Below are 15373 nucleotides of genomic sequence, written 5' to 3'. Positions count from 1 at the left end.
TCGCCGGCGTTCGGGGCGCGGCTCCGGGCGGAGTCCGGTGCCCGGTGGAGCCGGGTTGTCCGGCGGAGCCGCCCCGGACCCTGCACCTCAAACGCCGAGGCTGGATCTGTGCCCCGGCCGGAGACCGCCGGGGCGACCGCGGCCTCGGCACGGCCCCCGGCCGGGGCCGGTGCGGGACGGCGGTCCGGGAAGACGCCGTCCCCGTTGATGCGCCCCGCAGGGGTCAGGCGGCCTGCCGGAACCGCGTCGTGCGGTGGACCGGGTCCGTGTCGATCTGCGGGATCACGTGCTCGCCGATCAGCTTGATCGTGGTCATCGTGTCCTCGTGACCGACGCCGGTCGGCAGACCGAAGGAGAGCTGGTCCGCGCCCGCCTGCTCCCAGCGCTTGCACTGGGCCCGCACCTCCGAGGGGTCGCCGCAGATGAGGAGTTCCTCGGCGATCAGCAGCTCGATGATCTCCGCGTTGTACTCCGGCAGCGTCTCGGGCCACTCGGGGATCGCCTCGGGCCGCGGGAAGGTGTCGTGGTAGCGGAAGACCAGCGACTGGAAGCGGTTCATGTTGGCGTTGACGGCGATCTCGACGGCCTTGTCGTGGGTCTCGGCGCAGATCGCGGTGGAGGTGACCATCACGTTGTCGTTGACGAAGGCGCCGATGGCCTTCGCCTCCCTGATGGCCGTCTTGTACTGGTCGAGGACCCACTCCATGTCGGAGACCTTCTGCACGCTGAAGCCCAGCACGCCGAGGCCCTTCTTGGCCGCCATCGCGTAGGAGGACGGCGAGCCGGCGGCGTACCACATGGCCGGGTGGGCCTTGCCGTACGGCTTGGGGAAGACCTTCCGCGGCGGCAGCGACCAGTGCTTGCCCTGGAACCCCTCGTACTCCTCCTGGAGGAACATCTTGGGGAATTCCGCGATGGTCTCCTCCCAGATCTCCTTGGTGCCGTTCATGTCCTCGATGCCCGGCAGGAATCCGAGGATCTCGTGGCTGCCGGCGCCGCGGCCGGTACCGAACTCGAAGCGCCCCTTGGAGAGGTGGTCGAGCATGGCGACCTTCTCGGCCACCTTGACGGGGTGGTTCACCGGCGCCAGCGGGTTGAAGATGCCGGAGCCGAGGTGGATGCGTTCCGTGGCGTGCGCGAGGTATCCGAGGAACACCTCGTTCGCCGACAGGTGTGAGTACTCCTCCAGGAAGTGGTGCTCGGAGGCCCAGGCGTACTTGAAGCCGGACTTGTCGGCCTGGATGACGTACTCGGTCTCCTCGACCAGCGCCTTGTGCTCTGCCTCGGGGTCGACCCTGGACCGCGCCTCAGGCACGTATCCCTGCACGAAGAGCCCGAATTCCAAGGGGTTCACCGTCCTCTGTTTTCTGACGTTGCGTCAGATTCGATGTCCCGACTGTTCCACCGCGGGGCCCGGAGCGTCAATACCTGACGCCCCATCAGCCATGCTCGGCTACAGGATGCTGACGCCCGCCATCCAGCCGCCGTCGATGACGAAGGGCTGGCCTGTGATGTACGAGGAGTCGTCGCCGGTCAGGAACAGCGCGAGCTTGGCGATCTCCTCGGGCTGCCCCACCCGCCCCATCGGGACGACCCGCCGGTAGAGCTCCGCCATCGCGTCCCGGGCCTCGTCGGTCATGTTCGCGGGGTCCAGCAGGCCGGGATTGGCCATCGGGGTGTCCACGGCGCCCGGGCACATCGCGTTGACCCGGATCCCCTTGCCGGCCAGTTCCAGCGCGGCCACCCGGGTCAGGCCCAGGATCGCCGCCTTGGTGGCGGCGTAGGTGCCGACGTACGCCATGCCCGTCAGGCCGGTGTAGGAAGAGGTGTTGACGATGGTGCCGCCACCGGCCGCCTCGATCTCGGGCGCCACCGTCTTGATGCCGAGGAAGGCGCCCACCTGGTTGACCTGGACCACCTGCTGGAACTCCTCCAGCGGGGTCGAGGTCAGCTCGTTGAAGCGCAGGATGCCCGCGTTGTTGACCAGGCCGTCGACCCGGCCGAAGGCCTCCTTCGCGGCGGCGGTCGCCGCCGCCCAGTCCTCCTCGCGGCTCACGTCCATGCGTACGTACCGGGCGCGGTCCTCGCCGATGTCCTCGGCCACCGCCGCGCCCTGCTCGTCCAGCACGTCGCCGAGGAGCACCTTGGCCCCCTCGGCGGCGAAGAGGCGGGCCTCCTGCTCGCCCTGGCCGCGCGCCGCACCGGTGATGATGACGACGCGCCCGTCCAGCTTGCCCATGCCCGTGCTCCCTGTCTCTAGGGGGTGTCGTTGAGGTGCGGAGCCACCTCGGTGCCGAAGGCGGTGATCTGGTCGACGAGTTCGGCGCGGTCGCGGCTGCGGAAGCGGACCTGGATCTGGTCCACGCCGAGCGCCCCGTACTCCCGCAGTGACTCCGCGAGCGCCTCCGGCTTGCCGGTGAGGGTGCGGCGGCCGGTGTCCCAGCCGGGCTCGCCGACGTACAGCGCCTCAGTGATCGCGCCGACCTCGAAGGGAGCGTCCACCCCGGCCTCGGCGCGCAGTTCGCGGATACGGGCGATCTGCGCGGGGAGCCGGTGGCGCGGGTCGCCCTGGGGGAGCCAGCCGTCCCCGCGGAGGGCGGCCCGGCGGACGGCGGCGGGCGAGGAGCCGCCCACCCAGACGGGGATCCGCGCCTGGGCGGGCCGGGGCAGCTGCCCGAGGTCCTTGAAGGAGAACTGCCCGCCCTCGAACTCCGGGTACTCCTCCGGCCCGAGCGCCGCCCGCAGCGCGTCCAGGGTCTCGTCGAGGACGGGCCCGCGGCGCGCGAAGTCCACGCCGAGGACCTCGAACTCCTCCTGGACGTGGCCGGCGCCCACACCGAGGATCAGCCGGCCGCCGGAGAGGTGGTCGAGGGTGGCGTACTGCTTGGAGCTGATCAGCGGGTGGCGCAGGCCGAGGATCGCCACATGGCTCATCAGCCGTACGTGTTCGGTGATCCCGGCGAGGAAGGAGAGGGTGGCGACGGGGTCGTACCAGACGGTGCTCATGGGCCCCGCGAGCCGCCGCGGGATCGCCACGTGGTCGCAGGTGGCCAGGTACCCGAAGCCGGACCGGTCGGCGGCCCGGGCGATCTCGGCGAGATCGGCGGCGGTGGCCGACGCCTCCCAGGGTTCGGCGTAGAGGGTGCTCTGCGACTGGACCGGGAGCTGCATCCCGTAGACCAGCCGACCTTCCGGAAACACGCGCGCCATGGCGGACCCGCCTCGCCTTCGTCTGCCGATTCGTCATATCGGTGCCGGGCCATCGTGGTACCTGACGCTCCGTCAGACAAGAGGTCGGTCCGAACGCGCACCTTTCCCGGGCGGGGCCCGCCGCCCAGGGGATGTCTTGTCGATCGGCCGGGCGTGATCGGCGGGACATCCCTTGGGGTGCGGCCCGTGGATCTGATGCTCACGCTGGTCAGCGAGATCGCCTGGACGGTCGTGTACGTGGAGGCGATCCGCGTCGGGCTGCGGGACCGGACGTACGCGATGCCGGTCGCCGCGCTCGCACTGAACTTCGCCTGGGAGGCGACCTACGCGGTCCTGGAGTTCAGGCAGGGGCTCTCGCCCCAGGGTGTGGTCAACGTGGTGTGGGCGACGGCCGACGTGGTGATCATCTGGACGTACCTGCGCTTCGGGCGCGCCGGACTTCGTGACCCGGCCGCTCTTCGCCGGCTGGTCGGCGCTGCTGTTCGCCACCGGCTTCGCCGTGCAGTGGCTGTTCCTCGCGCATTTCGGGATGCACGCCGCGACCCGCTACTCGGCCTTCCTGCAGAACCTGCTGATGTTGTTCATCGCCATGTACGCCGCCCGGCAGGGCCGGTCCCTGACCATCGGCGTGGCCAAATGGCTCGGGACCCTGGCCCCGACCCTGCTGTTCGGCGTGCTGGAGGACGCTCCCTTCGTCCTCGGCCTCGGCATCCTGTGCAGCGTCTTCGACCTGGCCTACATCGGGCTGCTGCCGCGCGGCCCCGGCGCCCGCGTCAGAAGCCTTCCGGTCCCATCACGATGACCGGCTTCGCCGCCGGGTCCAGGGTCTGCAGGACCTTGCGCATGGCCCCCTTCGGGATGCCGACACAGCCCTGGGAGGGGCCGTCGTGGTCCACGTGGAGCCAGATGTTGCCGCCCTTGTCCTCGCCGTCCGGCATGACCGGGTCCAGCGGGGACCGGCCCGGGCGGCGGTTGAAGTCGATGGCGACGACGTAGTCGAAGGACCCCACCAGGGGCTCCCCGTTCACACCGCGCCCGGTGGCGACGAAGCCGCGGCCCTCGTCGTACGGGAGCCGCGTGCCCGGCGGCGGGGACAGCAGGCCGCCCGCGTCGGTCAGCCCGAACACGCCCTGCGGCGAGGTCAGGTCGCCGTACGTGCGCTCCGTGGACCACCCCCGGGCCCCGTTGCGCGCCGGCCAGCTCTCGACCTTGACCCAGTCGGCCCCGGCCGCCGGACGGGTGTAGAAGGTGGCCGTGGACTCCGAGGAGTCCACGGCCTTGCCTGTGACGAGGATCAGTTGGCGGGACTCGGCCGGGATCCTCGACCGGGTCTGCTCGCTGATCCCGGTCAGGCCCTGGAGGGGCGACCGCGGGATGTCGCGCGCCGCCCGGTCCACGGGCTGGGGGCGGGAGTCCTCGCGGGCTTGCGCCGCGCCCGCGGCCTTGTCGGGATCCTGGGCGACGTAGGCCCAGCCGGCCGTGAAGGTCAGCAGGCCGAGGGTGGCGGCAAGGGCCGCGCGACGGGCCGTACGGCGGGACGTACGGGCGGGACGGGAGCGTGCTCGGGCGTGCTTGCTCATTCAACCGACCGTACCTCAACACACCATCAGAGATGGTTTGTCCGCGTTGTGCGCGATGTGCGCGCCACGCCGGGCACGGGGAACCGGACGCGCACCATCAGGCCGCCCTCCGGTCCCGGATCGGCCCCGGCCCTCAGCTCCGCCTCGTGCGGCCGTGCGATCGACGCGGCGATCGACGCGGCGATCGACAGGCCCGAGTCGGCGCCCTCACCTGCGGTGTGCTGCCCTTCGGCGCGCCTGCGGAAGGGCTCAAGGAGCCCCGGCACGCCCGCCCGATCGGTCACCGGGCCGGTGCTGGACACCGCCGGTTCCCCGTCCTCGCAGGTGGGCACCTCGATCCGGCCCCCCGGCGCGGTTGCGCCGCACCGCGTTCAGGAGCAGGTTGTGCAGGAGGTGGCCCGGCAGCGCCTGGTCGCCCGTCACGGTCAGCGGCGCGAGGGTCCGTACGACCGTCAGGCCCTCCTGCGGGCAGGCCGCCGGCTCGGCGGCCCCGAGCGCCGACCCGATCAGCTTCGGCTCGGATCCGGCGTGGGCGGCGTCCGGTGATCCGCTCCGGGGAACTAGGGGGACGCAAGCCCGCCCCCGGAGCCGATCACCGACGTACCCTGAATCGATGAGGCGAACTCCACGTCACGCGGCCCGCGTTGTCATCCTGTCCCCCACCGGGTCGGTGTTCCTCTTCCGCGAGAACAACGTCGAGGTGGGCATCCACTGGCTGCCGCCCGGCGGCGGGATCGACCCCGGCGAGAGCCCCGAGGACTGCGTCCGGCGCGAGCTGCGCGAGGAGACCGGCTGGACCGACCTGGAGCCGGAACGGCTGCTGTGCACCTGGGAGCACGACTTCACCCACCAGGGCGTACCGGTGCGCCAGCACGAGCACATCTACGTCACCACGGGCCCCCACCGCGAACCGGTGCTGGAGGCCCCCGGCATCCACTGGCAGTGGCTGTCGGCCCAGCGCCTGGCCACCCTCGGCGAACCGGTCTGGCCGCCCCGCCTCTCCGACCTCCTCACGAACCCCGCGACAGAGCCGGTCCACCTGGGCCTGCTGGCCTGACCCCGGGCCGATCGTCAGGGCGCGCCAGGGCAGCGCCGATCCTGCGCCACCACCTCCGACGATTGCGCCGCCGCCTCACAGGGCGGCACCCGGCGCACTATCGTGGAGGGCGCCGACCGGAAGAGGAAGTCTCATGACCACCGCCCCGCGGCCCGCCCACGGTGTCCCCCCGATGCCCGAGCGCAGCATTCCCGCGTTGCGGGCGGCGATCGCCGCCCACGCTCCGCAGCTCCTGGACGACTTCGAAGCCAACTGGCGGGCAAGAGTCGCCGACACCTACGACATCGGAGCGGCGCCGGCGTTCCTGGCGCGCTGGTGGGGCGAGTACGCGCTCGCCCGAGACCCCCACCTCGACCACCACGTGCGTGATCTCGAGCAGCGGGCGGCCGAGTGCGCAGACCCCGACAAGGCCAGGGACCTGCTGGAAGAGGCGTCGCGCATCCACCACCGGGTGGCCGCGCTCGGACCCGGCGAGTGAGCGCAGAGTTCACCGGCCCCCCGTGGGCCACGGACTGGACGAAGCTCGCCACCGAGTACCGGGACACGCTGCCCGCCGCTGTGCGCGAGCTGATCACCGACGCGGTCACGGACTGAAGACGTCACGGCATCCGTACCGCGACGACCATCTCGACAGCACGAGGGTGAGCATCGAGCCGGCCCGCTCCACCGACCCCCGTGGCGCCCACATCCTCTACTTCGACCGCGGCCACGGCTGGCTGCGCTACACCTTCGTCCACCGCACCGCCGAGCCGCAGATCGTCATCGAACGGATCTTCTGGCAGTAGCCGCTGCCGCCGCCCCGTCACACACAGGCCGTTCGGGGGCGTGCCCTAGCGGGCCGTGGGGGACTTGGACGTGGCCTTCGTGTAGAGCGAGGCGGCGTACTCCCCCAGCACCGTGCTGGTCGAGACGTCGTCGGTGTCGCCGCCCGTGAGGATGCCGACGATCTTGCCGTCGCGGGCGATCCACGCACTGCCGCTGGTGCCGCCCGGGAAGTCCGCGCAGTCGAAGCGCTGCTGGGTCGCGCTCTCGCGGACGGCGGTCGCCGTGCAGGTACGGGGGATCTTGCGGTCGGCGGGGTAGCCGGTGACGGTGACCTCCTCGCCGGCCCGGCCGGAGGTGTCCAGCACGGCCGCGCCGGTCACGTCCTCGATCGAGCGGCCCTGTGCGTCGGGGGCGAGCGTGGCGAAGGCGAGGTCGTAGTCGTCGTCCGTCCCCTCCGCCCAGCGGGCGTCCTCGAAGACCTGCTCGATCTTCCACGTGCCGTACGGGGCGGTGTCGTTGGCGTAGGCCGGGGCGAAGACGGCGGTGCCGGCGCCCTGATCCCCGGCGAGCAGGCAGTGCCCGGCGGTGACGATGAGGTTGCGGCCGGGGCTGTGCACCACGGTGGCCGTGCAGAAGTGGTCGCTGTCCAGGCCGTTGGTGAACAGGGCCCCGGTGAAGGCGGCGGGCCCGCCGGGCGGGGGCGTCACGGCCGGCGGCAGGGTGGTTGCGGGCGGGGAGGACAGCTGGGGCTTCGGCGCGTGCGAGCGCGAGGGAGCCGTGGCCGACAGGGAGGGCTGCGCCGCCTTCGCCCGCGCGGGCGCGGTCGCCTCGGGAGGTGGCGCGAGCTCCGCCACCGCCGCGGAAGCCCCCAACGCCGCCATCGCACACAGCACCGCAGTAACGACGCTCCGCTTGTCCACCGGCATGATGATCCTTCCGCTTTGCCCTGGCGAAGCATGCCTTGACCACAGGGCCGGGTGCAAGGCGCGGGACGACCCCTGCGTAGCCGGTCCGTCACCGCGGGCGGATAGCGCGAACGGGCCAACTCAGGAACGCTGTGGGGCCTTTGGCCGATTCGCCTATCATCGCCTCGGTTTTCGCCGCCCCCGCCGCCGCGCGGGCCCGCGGAAAGAGAACCTTGACGAGAGGGCAACGAAAACTTGCGATTCACAGGCAAGCACCGGATATCCATCGTTGCCGCGGCGGCCGCGGCGGCGATCGTGGGAACCCTGCAGCTCCCCTCCACCGCGTTCGGCACCGAGGACACCACAGGGACCACGAACACCACGAGCACCACCGGCACCGCCGGCACCACGGACACCGAGGGTCCCGCGGACAGCGCCCCGCCGACCGGGGACGCGCCCGACGCCCACGCGGAGGACTCCGCCACCCACGGCAGCGACGGGACGGTCTTCAGGAACGGCGTCATGTCGCTCGACCCGCCGACGGCGTCGCCGATGGCCGCCCCGAGATCGGCCGCCGCGGGTGCTGCGGGCGCCGCGGCCGCCGCGGCCGCCGCACCCGCCCCGCCGCAGGGCGAGGGCTGGAAGCTGAGCGGCGCGACCAAGTGGCTGACGACCGGCTACACGATCAAGTTCTACGACCAGAAGTCCGCGGACTGGCTGGGGCCGTACGTCCAGGCCTCCGCCGCGGACCTGCGCCGCGTCACGAACCTGCCGGTCACCGTCGACACGAAGCCGGTCGGCTGGGACTACGTCCGGCCGAAGGGCGAGGTGATCGTGGGGGTGCTGCACCGCCCGTGCGTCCCGCCGGCCGGGGAGGGCACCATGGGCAGCACCGGCTGGAAGGTGGTCCGCGACGGCACGGGCACCGCCAACCTCAGCTGCGGCTTCACCAGCTCCTCCGTCGCCGAGACCGTGACCAGCGGGCACGCCTACATCGACGACTCGTTCTTCACCCCGGCCGGCAAGCCGACCGCCGCCATGGGCGAGACGTACATGCGCAACCACGTCAGCCACGAGCTCGGGCACACGCTGGGGCTGACGCACGCCAACCGCAGCCTGAAGAAGGGCGACTGCGTCAAGGGGACCGACTCGGGCCAGTTCCCGGTCATGTGCTCCCCCGCGTACGCCTACCAGGACAAGCGGGCGGGCACCTACGTCCAGCAGTTCGACGTGCAGGGCCTGCGCCGCCTCGCGGCCGGCGCCGGAGCGGCGCTGTCCCCGCAGGGCCGCGTGAGCGGCATCGGCTCCAAGTGCCTGGACGTCAAGGGCGGCAAGGCCGCCAACGGCACGCCGATCCAGCTCTACACGTGCAACGGCACCGCGGCCCAGTCCTGGATCCTGGGCAAGGACGGCACCCTCCGCGCGCTCGGCAAGTGCCTCGACAACGCGCGCAACGCGAGCACCAACGGCAACAAGATCAGCCTCTACGACTGCAACGGCTCCGCGGCGCAGCGCTGGTCGGTCAACGCCAAGGGCCAGATCGTCCACGTGGCGTCGGGCAAGGTCCTCGACGCGACCGGCGGCGCGACCGCCAACGGCACCGTGGTCCAGCTCTACACGGCGAACACCAACAAGCGCCAGGTCTGGGTCACGCCGAAGTAGCCCCGCACCGGCCGCACGACAGCCGCACGGGCCCCACGGCCCGTGCGGCCCTCCCGCCGAGGGGGCCGATCAGTTCGCGGAGGCGGCGAGCGGCGGCGGGGGGTCACTGTCGGCGCGGTCACGAGCCGTCGGGCACCGGTCGGATCGGGCCCCGGCCGAGAGGCGCGGGTCAGGCCCCGGGGCCCGCCCACAGGCCGTCCGGGGTGAGGCCGAGCAGGTCGATCGCGTTGCCGCGCACGATGCGGTCCACCACGTCGGGGGCCAGGTGGCCCATCTGCGCCGCGCCGACCTCGCGGGACTTGGGCCAGGTCGAGTCGGAGTGGGGGTAGTCGGTCTCGTAGAGGACGTTGCCGACGCCGATCGAGTCGAGGTTCTTCAGGCCGAAGGCGTCGTCGAAGAAGCAGCCGAAGACGTGCCCGGCGAACAGCTCCGACGGCGGCCGGAGCACCTTGTCCGCGACCCCGCCCCAGCCGCGGTTCTCCTCCCAGACGACGTCCGCGCGCTCGAGGATGTACGGGATCCAGCCGATCTGGCCCTCCGCGTACATGATCTTCAGGTTGGGGAAGCGTTCGAACTTGCCACTCATCAGCCAGTCGACCATCGAGAAGCAGCAGTTGGCGAAGGTGATGGTGGAGCCGACCGCCGGCGGCGCGTCCGCCGAGGTGGACGGCATGCGGGACGAGGAGCCGATGTGCATGGCGATGACCGTGCCGGTCTCGTCGCACGCCTGGAGGAAGGGGTCCCACTCGTCGGTGTGGATGGACGGCAGGCCGAGGTGCGGGGGTATCTCCGAGAAGGCGACCGCGCGCACGCCGCGCGCCGCGTTGCGGCGGACCTCGGCGGCGGCGAGGCGGGCGTCCCACAGCGGGATCAGGGTGAGGGGGATCAGGCGGCCCCGGGCGTCGGGGCCGCACCACTCCTCCACCATCCAGTCGTTGTAGGCGCGTACGCCGAGCAGGCCCAGCTCACGGTCCTCGGCCTCGGTGAAGGTCTGGCCGCAGAAGCGGGGGAAGGTGGGGAAGCAGAGGGCCGACTGGACGTGGTTGACGTCCATGTCGGCGAGCCGGTCGGGAACCGAGAAGGATCCGGGGCGCATCTGCTCGTAGGTGATGACTTCCAGTTTGATCTCGTCGCGGTCGTACCCGACGGCGGTGTCGAGGCGGGTGAGCGGCCGGTGCAGGTCCTCGTACACCCACCAGTCGCCGATCGGGCCGTCGTCGCCCGCGGCTCCCATGACGGGCGCGAACCTGCCTCCGAGGAAGGTCATTTCCTTCAGCGGGGCGCGGACGACGCGGGGGCCTGTGTCCCGGTATCTGGACGGGAGCCGGTCCCGCCAGACGTGGGGGGGTTCAACCGTGTGGTCGTCCACCGAGATGATCTTCGGGAAGGTCTCCATGGCTCATACGGTAGCGCTGATCTGACGAACCGTCAGCTAGTTGGTCTGTGATCGGTCATGGACGGGCTGACGGGTACACACGAGACAGGGCAGACTGACCCTTACACCGACGGAAGGCAGGGGGGACGACAGATGGACGGCGTACCGGCCATCCCGCACCCGCGGAACCACCCCGAGGTCCGTGCGGCTGCCGCCGCATCAGAAACCGCTCCCGCGGCAGCCGTCCGCCCCGGCGCCGGTCCGGCCACCGGCGGCTCCCCCGCCGGGCCCGTATGGCCGACGGCCATCGCAAACGGAACGGGTGCGGGCTCGGGACCGGAATCCGCCGCCCCCACCGCATCCCCGTCGGCAGGCGCGGGCCCGGTGGAGCCCGGCGCGGCCGCTGCCCGGCCCGGTTCCGCGGCAGCCGCCCCGGCCGCAGCCGGCCCGGGACGGCCCGGAACCACCGCCGGACCCGCCACCACCGCCGTGGGCGACACCACCTCCGGACCCGCCACCACCGCCCTGGGCGACACCACCGCCGTGGGCGGCACCAGCGCCGGAGGCGACACCACCGCGGGCGACTCCCGGTTCGCCGTCCTCGGGCCCGTCCGGGCCTGGCGGGGCGCCGAGGCCCTGCCCTCCGGCACCCCCCAGCAGCGCGCCCTGCTCGCCGTACTCCTGCTGCGCGACGGCCGCACGGCCACCGCACCCGAACTGATCGACGCCATCTGGGGCGAGGACCCGCCCCAGCAGGCCCTGGCCACCATCCGCACCTACGCCTCCCGCCTGCGCAAGGTCGTCGCCCCCGGCCTGCTCGTCACCGAGTCCGGCGGCTACGCCATCCGGCTGCGCTCCGCCGCCACCCTCGACCTCGGCGTCGCCCGCGGCCTCGCCGCCGACGCCGACGCGGCCCGGGCCGCCGGGGACCGCACCCTCGCCCGTACGCTCCTGGCCCGCGCCCTCGACCTGTGGGAGGGCGAACCCCTCGCCGGGGTCCCCGGCCCGCACGCCGAGACCGAGCGCACCCGGCTCGCCGAATGGCGCCTGCAGTTGCTGGAGACCCGCCTCGACCTCGACCTGGAGGTCGGCCACCACGCCGAGGCCGTCTCCGAGCTGACCGCCCTCACCGCCGCCCACCCGCTGCGCGAACGGCTGCGCGAGCTGCTCATGCTCGCCCTCTACCGCAGCGGCCGGCAGGCCGAGGCCCTCGCCGTCTACGCCGACACCCGCCGCCTCCTCGCGGACGAACTCGGCGTCGACCCGCGGCCCGAACTGGCCGCCCTCCAGCAGCGCATCCTGAACGCCGACGCCGATCTGGCCCGCGCGGAAGACCCCGCCCCGCCCGCCACCGCCGCTCACGTGAGGCCCGCCCAGTTGCCCGCGACCGTACCCGACTTCACGGGCCGCTCCAGCTTCGTCACCGAGCTCGGCACGATCCTCTCCGGCGGCGCCCAGGACCAGGTCATGGCCGTCTCCGCGCTCGCCGGGATCGGCGGCGTCGGCAAGACCACCCTCGCCGTGCACGTCGCGCACGCCGCCCGCCCGCACTTCCCCGACGGCCAGCTCTACGTCGACCTCCAGGGCACCGAGGCACGCCCCGCCGAACCGGAGGCCGTCCTCGGCTCCTTCCTGCGCGCGCTCGGCACCCCCGACACCGCCATCCCCGACTCCCCGGCCGACCGGGCCGCGCTCTACCGCTCCACCCTCGACGGCCGCCGCGTCCTGGTCCTCCTCGACAACGCACGCGACGCCGCCCAGGTCCGCCCGCTCCTGCCCGGCACCGCCGGCTGCGCCGCCCTCGTCACCAGCCGGGTCCGCATGGCGGGCCTCGCCGGGGCCCATCTCGTCGACCTCGACGTGATGAGCCCCGAGGAGGCCCTCCAGCTCTTCACCCGCATCGTCGGCGAGGAGCGCGTACGCGCAGAACGCCAGGCAGCCCTCGACGTCGTCGGCGCCTGCGGCTTCCTGCCACTGGCCATCCGCATCGCCGCCTCCCGGCTCGCGGCCCGCCGCACCTGGACCGTCTCCGTCCTCGCCGCCAAGCTCGCCGACGAACGCCGCCGCCTCGACGAACTCCAGGCCGGCGACCTTGCCGTCAAGGCCACCTTCGAGCTCGGCTACGGCCAGCTGGAACCGGCCCAGCAGCGCGCCTTCCGCCTCCTCGGCCTCGCCGACGGCCCCGACATCTCGCTGTCCGCGGCCGCCGCCGTACTCGACCTGCCCGAGTACGACACCGAGGACCTCCTGGAGGCTCTGGTCGACTGCTCCCTCCTGGAGTCCGCCGCCCCCGGCCGCTACCGCTTCCACGACCTCGTACGCCTCTACGCGCGTGCCTGCGCCGAGCGCGACGAGCAGCCGCCGAGCGAGCGCGAGGCGGCACTGGACCGCCTTCTGGACTTCTACCTGGCCACCGCCTCCGGGGTCTACGCCCTGGAACGCCCCGGCGACCGGCTGCCCGCGCACCTGTCCGACACCCACTACCCCGGGCTCGTCTTCGCCGAGCCGCGCACGGCCCTGGACTGGCTGTACGCCGAGGCCGGCCCGCTGCTGGCGTGCGTACGGCAGGCGTCCGTACGGGGCGGCGACTCACCGGTCCTGCGCCGGGGCGTGGACCTGCTGTGGGCGGCCAAGGACCTGGCCGAGTCGGGTGCCAACTCCAAGCAGTACGAGTCGGCCGCGACCGCCCTGCGCGACGCCGCCCAGGCCGCCAAGGACCCGTACGCCGAGGGCCGCGCCCGCACCACCCTCACCAACGTCCACCTGGTCGCCGGGCGCTTCGCCGAGGCCGACGACGAGGCCCGCCAGGCCACGGCCCTGGCACGCGAGGCCGGCGACCCGCTGCCGAGCTGCTGGGCTCCCAACGACCGCGGGATCATCGCCCTGTACGAGGGGCGGCACGCGGACGGCGAGCGGTACCTGCTGCAGGCCATCCAGAACTTCCGCGCCGACGGCAACAACGTCGGCGAGGCCAGCGCCCTGTGCAACCTCTCCCGCATCCACGTCGAGCTGGGCCGCCTCACCAGCGCCATAGACCTCGCGCAGCAGGGCATCGCCATCTACGACCGGATGGGCCTGTCCCTGCGCCTGGCCAACGGCCGCTACGCGCTGGGCATCGCGCTCACCCAGGCGGGCCGGCTCGGCGAGGCCCTCGCGCAGCTCACCGAGGCCCTGGCCCTCTTCCACGACAACCGGCAGCCGCTGTGGGAGGGTGTGACCCACTTCCGGCTCGCCGTCGCCCATCTCGCGGCGCGCCGGCCCACGCTGGCCGCCGCGCACGCCGAGCAGGCCATCGCGCTGCGCGGCATCGGCGGGGAGTGGCGGCGCGCGACCGTGCTGACCGTCCTGGGCAAGGCGCTGCGGCGGCTGGGGCAGACGGACCGGGCGCGGGCCTGCTGGCGGGACGCGGAGACCGTGTTCAAGCAGCTGGGTTCGGCAGAACTGGCCGAGGTGCAGACCCTGCTGGCCACGGAGATCGCCGCCTGACCTGCAGGGACGTCCGTTGAACGAGGCGTTCATCGTTCGTTTATCGCCGAACGGCACGATAAGTGCATCGACCCGGTGCGTCGGGGGACACCCGGGCCGTTTGGAAGGATCACCCGTTCGGCGGTCATCGGGGGAATCGCCGAACGGGTCCCACCCATCCATCAGGAGAACCGATGACGACGAACGAGAACCTTCTGCCGAACGACGGCACCGTCAAGCCGCTCGACAACCACGCCTCGGGCGTCGAGATCGAGACCCTGGACAACCACGCGTCGGGCATCGAGATCAAGCCGCCGACCGAGGACCCGGCCGCGGGCGAGGAGATCCAGACGCTGGACAACCACGCGTCCGGTCCGCGCCCGTAACCGGCGCACGACGTACGGGGGAGCCCACGGGGGAAACGGGGGGCTCGGGGGAGCAACGGGGGAACGGCGGTCGCGGTGGCCCGGAGGGGGAGCCACCGCGACCGCCGCACGTGTATGCCCGGCCGGGCTCTCGGGCGCGGGCATAGGCTGGGGGCGTGTTCTCCTCCCACGGGCCGAGCGTCCGCGAACTGGCAGTGCAGGGCCTCTCCTCCGTCGAGCGGGGCTACGACCTGCTCGCGCCGAAGTTCGACCACACCCCCTTCCGCACCCCGGACCGGATGCTCGACGCGGTCGAGGAGACCCTCGCCCAGCACGAGGGCGGCTTCGGCGCCGGCCTGGACGTGTGCTGCGGCACAGGGGCCGGCACCGGCATGCTGCGGCGGCTGTGCCGGGACCGGGTCACCGGGGTGGACCTCAGCGCGGGCATGCTCGCCGAGGCCCGGCGCACGCACGCGGACGACGACCGCGTGGACTTCGTACGGGCCGACGCACGAGCCTTCCCCGCGGAGCTCGCGGACCGCTACGACCTGGCGGTCAGCTTCGGGGCCTTCGGCCACTTCCTGCCCTCCGAGCGGCCCGCGCTCTTCTCCGGGGTCCGCTCCGCGCTGCGCGAGGGCGGGGTCTTCGCCTTCCCGATCGGCGCCCCGATCCCGGCGAGCTCACCGGTGTGGTGGGCGGTGGCCGGCTTCGACGCCGTGATGCGGGTGCGCAACGCCGTGTGGCGACCGCCGTTCGTCATGTACTACCGGACCTTCCCGCTGAGCGGCGTGCGCGCGGACCTGCGGGCGGCGGGCTTCACGGTGGAGACGGTCCCGCTGGAGCACTTCGGCCGCCTGCCCGGCGGCGCCCCGCGCTGGCGGCTGGTCCTGGCCCGCCGTTCCTGAGGCCCCGCGGACGCCGGGGCCGGGGCTTGGCGGAACGGCTGCGTCACCATCAGGACACAGGGCACAATCCGTGAGGAACCGTCA

General features: G+C 72.7%; 15 protein-coding genes and 1 pseudogene. 9 read left to right on the top strand and 7 right to left on the bottom strand.

All coding sequences use genetic code 11. The features are described 5' to 3' along the window. Nucleotides 1–223: 223 nt before the first annotated feature. The 3 genes from AB0F82_RS30375 to AB0F82_RS30365 all read right to left on the bottom strand — a co-directional run bounded on the left by AB0F82_RS30375 (nt 224) and on the right by AB0F82_RS30365 (nt 3210). Nucleotides 224–1345 (bottom strand): LLM class flavin-dependent oxidoreductase, encoded by a 1122-nt coding sequence (locus tag AB0F82_RS30375; protein ID WP_356813999.1) that lies wholly within the window; start codon nt 1343–1345, stop codon nt 224–226. Between the two features lie 108 nt (nt 1346–1453). After that, a complete protein-coding gene (locus AB0F82_RS30370) occupies nt 1454–2239 on the bottom strand; it encodes an SDR family NAD(P)-dependent oxidoreductase (RefSeq protein ID WP_356813975.1) in 786 nt (261 codons plus the stop codon). Between the two features lie 17 nt (nt 2240–2256). Further along, nucleotides 2257–3210, bottom strand: a complete 954-nt coding sequence (locus AB0F82_RS30365; protein ID WP_362633101.1) for an LLM class F420-dependent oxidoreductase — start codon at nt 3208–3210, stop codon at nt 2257–2259. Between the two features lie 195 nt (nt 3211–3405). Here AB0F82_RS30365 and AB0F82_RS38765 point away from each other — a divergent pair. Both AB0F82_RS38765 and AB0F82_RS30360 read left to right on the top strand, forming a co-directional pair. Further along, nucleotides 3406–3615 (top strand): annotated as a pseudogene (locus tag AB0F82_RS38765) (hypothetical protein); the annotation flags it as partial. A 37-nt stretch (nt 3616–3652) separates the two neighbouring features. Further along, nucleotides 3653–4012, top strand: coding sequence for a hypothetical protein (locus AB0F82_RS30360; protein ID WP_362633098.1), 360 nt, complete (start codon nt 3653–3655; stop codon nt 4010–4012). Here the strand turns inward: AB0F82_RS30360 and AB0F82_RS30355 are convergent. Together AB0F82_RS30355 and AB0F82_RS30350 are read right to left on the bottom strand one after the other, a co-directional pair. Further along, nucleotides 3984–4790: a hypothetical protein gene (locus tag AB0F82_RS30355; RefSeq protein ID WP_362633095.1), complete on the bottom strand. Its 807-nt coding sequence runs from the start codon at nt 4788–4790 to the stop codon at nt 3984–3986. The genes AB0F82_RS30360 and AB0F82_RS30355 overlap by 29 nt on opposite strands. Nucleotides 4791–4816: 26 nt before the next feature. Continuing rightward, complete coding sequence (locus tag AB0F82_RS30350; protein WP_362633092.1) at nt 4817–5092, bottom strand: hypothetical protein; 276 nt, start codon at nt 5090–5092, stop codon at nt 4817–4819. A 311-nt stretch (nt 5093–5403) separates the two neighbouring features. On the opposite strand from AB0F82_RS30350, the gene AB0F82_RS30345 reads away from it, so the two are divergent. The 3 genes from AB0F82_RS30345 to AB0F82_RS30335 all read left to right on the top strand — a co-directional run bounded on the left by AB0F82_RS30345 (nt 5404) and on the right by AB0F82_RS30335 (nt 6632). After that, the gene (locus AB0F82_RS30345) at nt 5404–5847 is read left to right on the top strand and encodes an NUDIX hydrolase (protein WP_356813971.1); all 444 of its coding nucleotides are present in this window, start codon (nt 5404–5406) and stop codon (nt 5845–5847) included. 133 nt (nt 5848–5980) lie between these two features. After that, nucleotides 5981–6325, top strand: a complete 345-nt coding sequence (locus AB0F82_RS30340; RefSeq protein WP_362633088.1) for a hypothetical protein — start codon at nt 5981–5983, stop codon at nt 6323–6325. Nucleotides 6326–6488: 163 nt separating this feature from the next. Beyond that, nucleotides 6489–6632 carry a hypothetical protein gene (locus AB0F82_RS30335; RefSeq protein WP_362633085.1) on the top strand — a complete coding sequence of 48 codons (144 nt, stop codon included), beginning with the start codon at nt 6489–6491 and terminating at the stop codon, nt 6630–6632. A 45-nt stretch (nt 6633–6677) separates the two neighbouring features. On the opposite strand, the gene AB0F82_RS30330 is transcribed toward AB0F82_RS30335, so the two are convergent. Further along, on the bottom strand, nt 6678–7532 hold the full coding sequence (locus tag AB0F82_RS30330) for a trypsin-like serine peptidase (protein ID WP_362633082.1): 855 nt from the start codon (nt 7530–7532) through the stop codon (nt 6678–6680). A gap of 240 nt (nt 7533–7772) precedes the next feature. On the opposite strand from AB0F82_RS30330, the gene AB0F82_RS30325 reads away from it, so the two are divergent. After that, on the top strand, nt 7773–9179 hold the full coding sequence (locus AB0F82_RS30325; RefSeq protein ID WP_362633079.1) for a ricin-type beta-trefoil lectin domain protein: 1407 nt from the start codon (nt 7773–7775) through the stop codon (nt 9177–9179). Nucleotides 9180–9348: 169 nt separating this feature from the next. On the opposite strand, the gene AB0F82_RS30320 is transcribed toward AB0F82_RS30325, so the two are convergent. Further along, the gene (locus AB0F82_RS30320; RefSeq protein ID WP_362633076.1) at nt 9349–10575 is read right to left on the bottom strand and encodes an amidohydrolase family protein; all 1227 of its coding nucleotides are present in this window, start codon (nt 10573–10575) and stop codon (nt 9349–9351) included. A 132-nt stretch (nt 10576–10707) separates the two neighbouring features. Between AB0F82_RS30320 and AB0F82_RS30315 the strand changes: the two genes are divergently transcribed. The 3 genes from AB0F82_RS30315 to AB0F82_RS30305 all read left to right on the top strand — a co-directional run bounded on the left by AB0F82_RS30315 (nt 10708) and on the right by AB0F82_RS30305 (nt 15289). After that, a complete protein-coding gene (locus AB0F82_RS30315) occupies nt 10708–14040 on the top strand; it encodes an AfsR/SARP family transcriptional regulator (RefSeq protein ID WP_362633074.1) in 3333 nt (1110 codons plus the stop codon). Between the two features lie 173 nt (nt 14041–14213). Continuing rightward, nucleotides 14214–14405, top strand: a complete 192-nt coding sequence (locus tag AB0F82_RS30310; protein ID WP_356813964.1) for a hypothetical protein — start codon at nt 14214–14216, stop codon at nt 14403–14405. 155 nt (nt 14406–14560) lie between these two features. Further along, complete coding sequence (locus AB0F82_RS30305) at nt 14561–15289, top strand: class I SAM-dependent methyltransferase (protein ID WP_362633070.1); 729 nt, start codon at nt 14561–14563, stop codon at nt 15287–15289. The last annotated feature ends 84 nt before the right edge of the window (nt 15290–15373 follow it).

The organism is Streptomyces virginiae, from assembly GCF_040638905.1.
GTDB classification, from domain to species: domain Bacteria; phylum Actinomycetota; class Actinomycetes; order Streptomycetales; family Streptomycetaceae; genus Streptomyces; species Streptomyces virginiae_B.
This window is presented reverse-complemented; position numbering and strand designations above follow the sequence as displayed.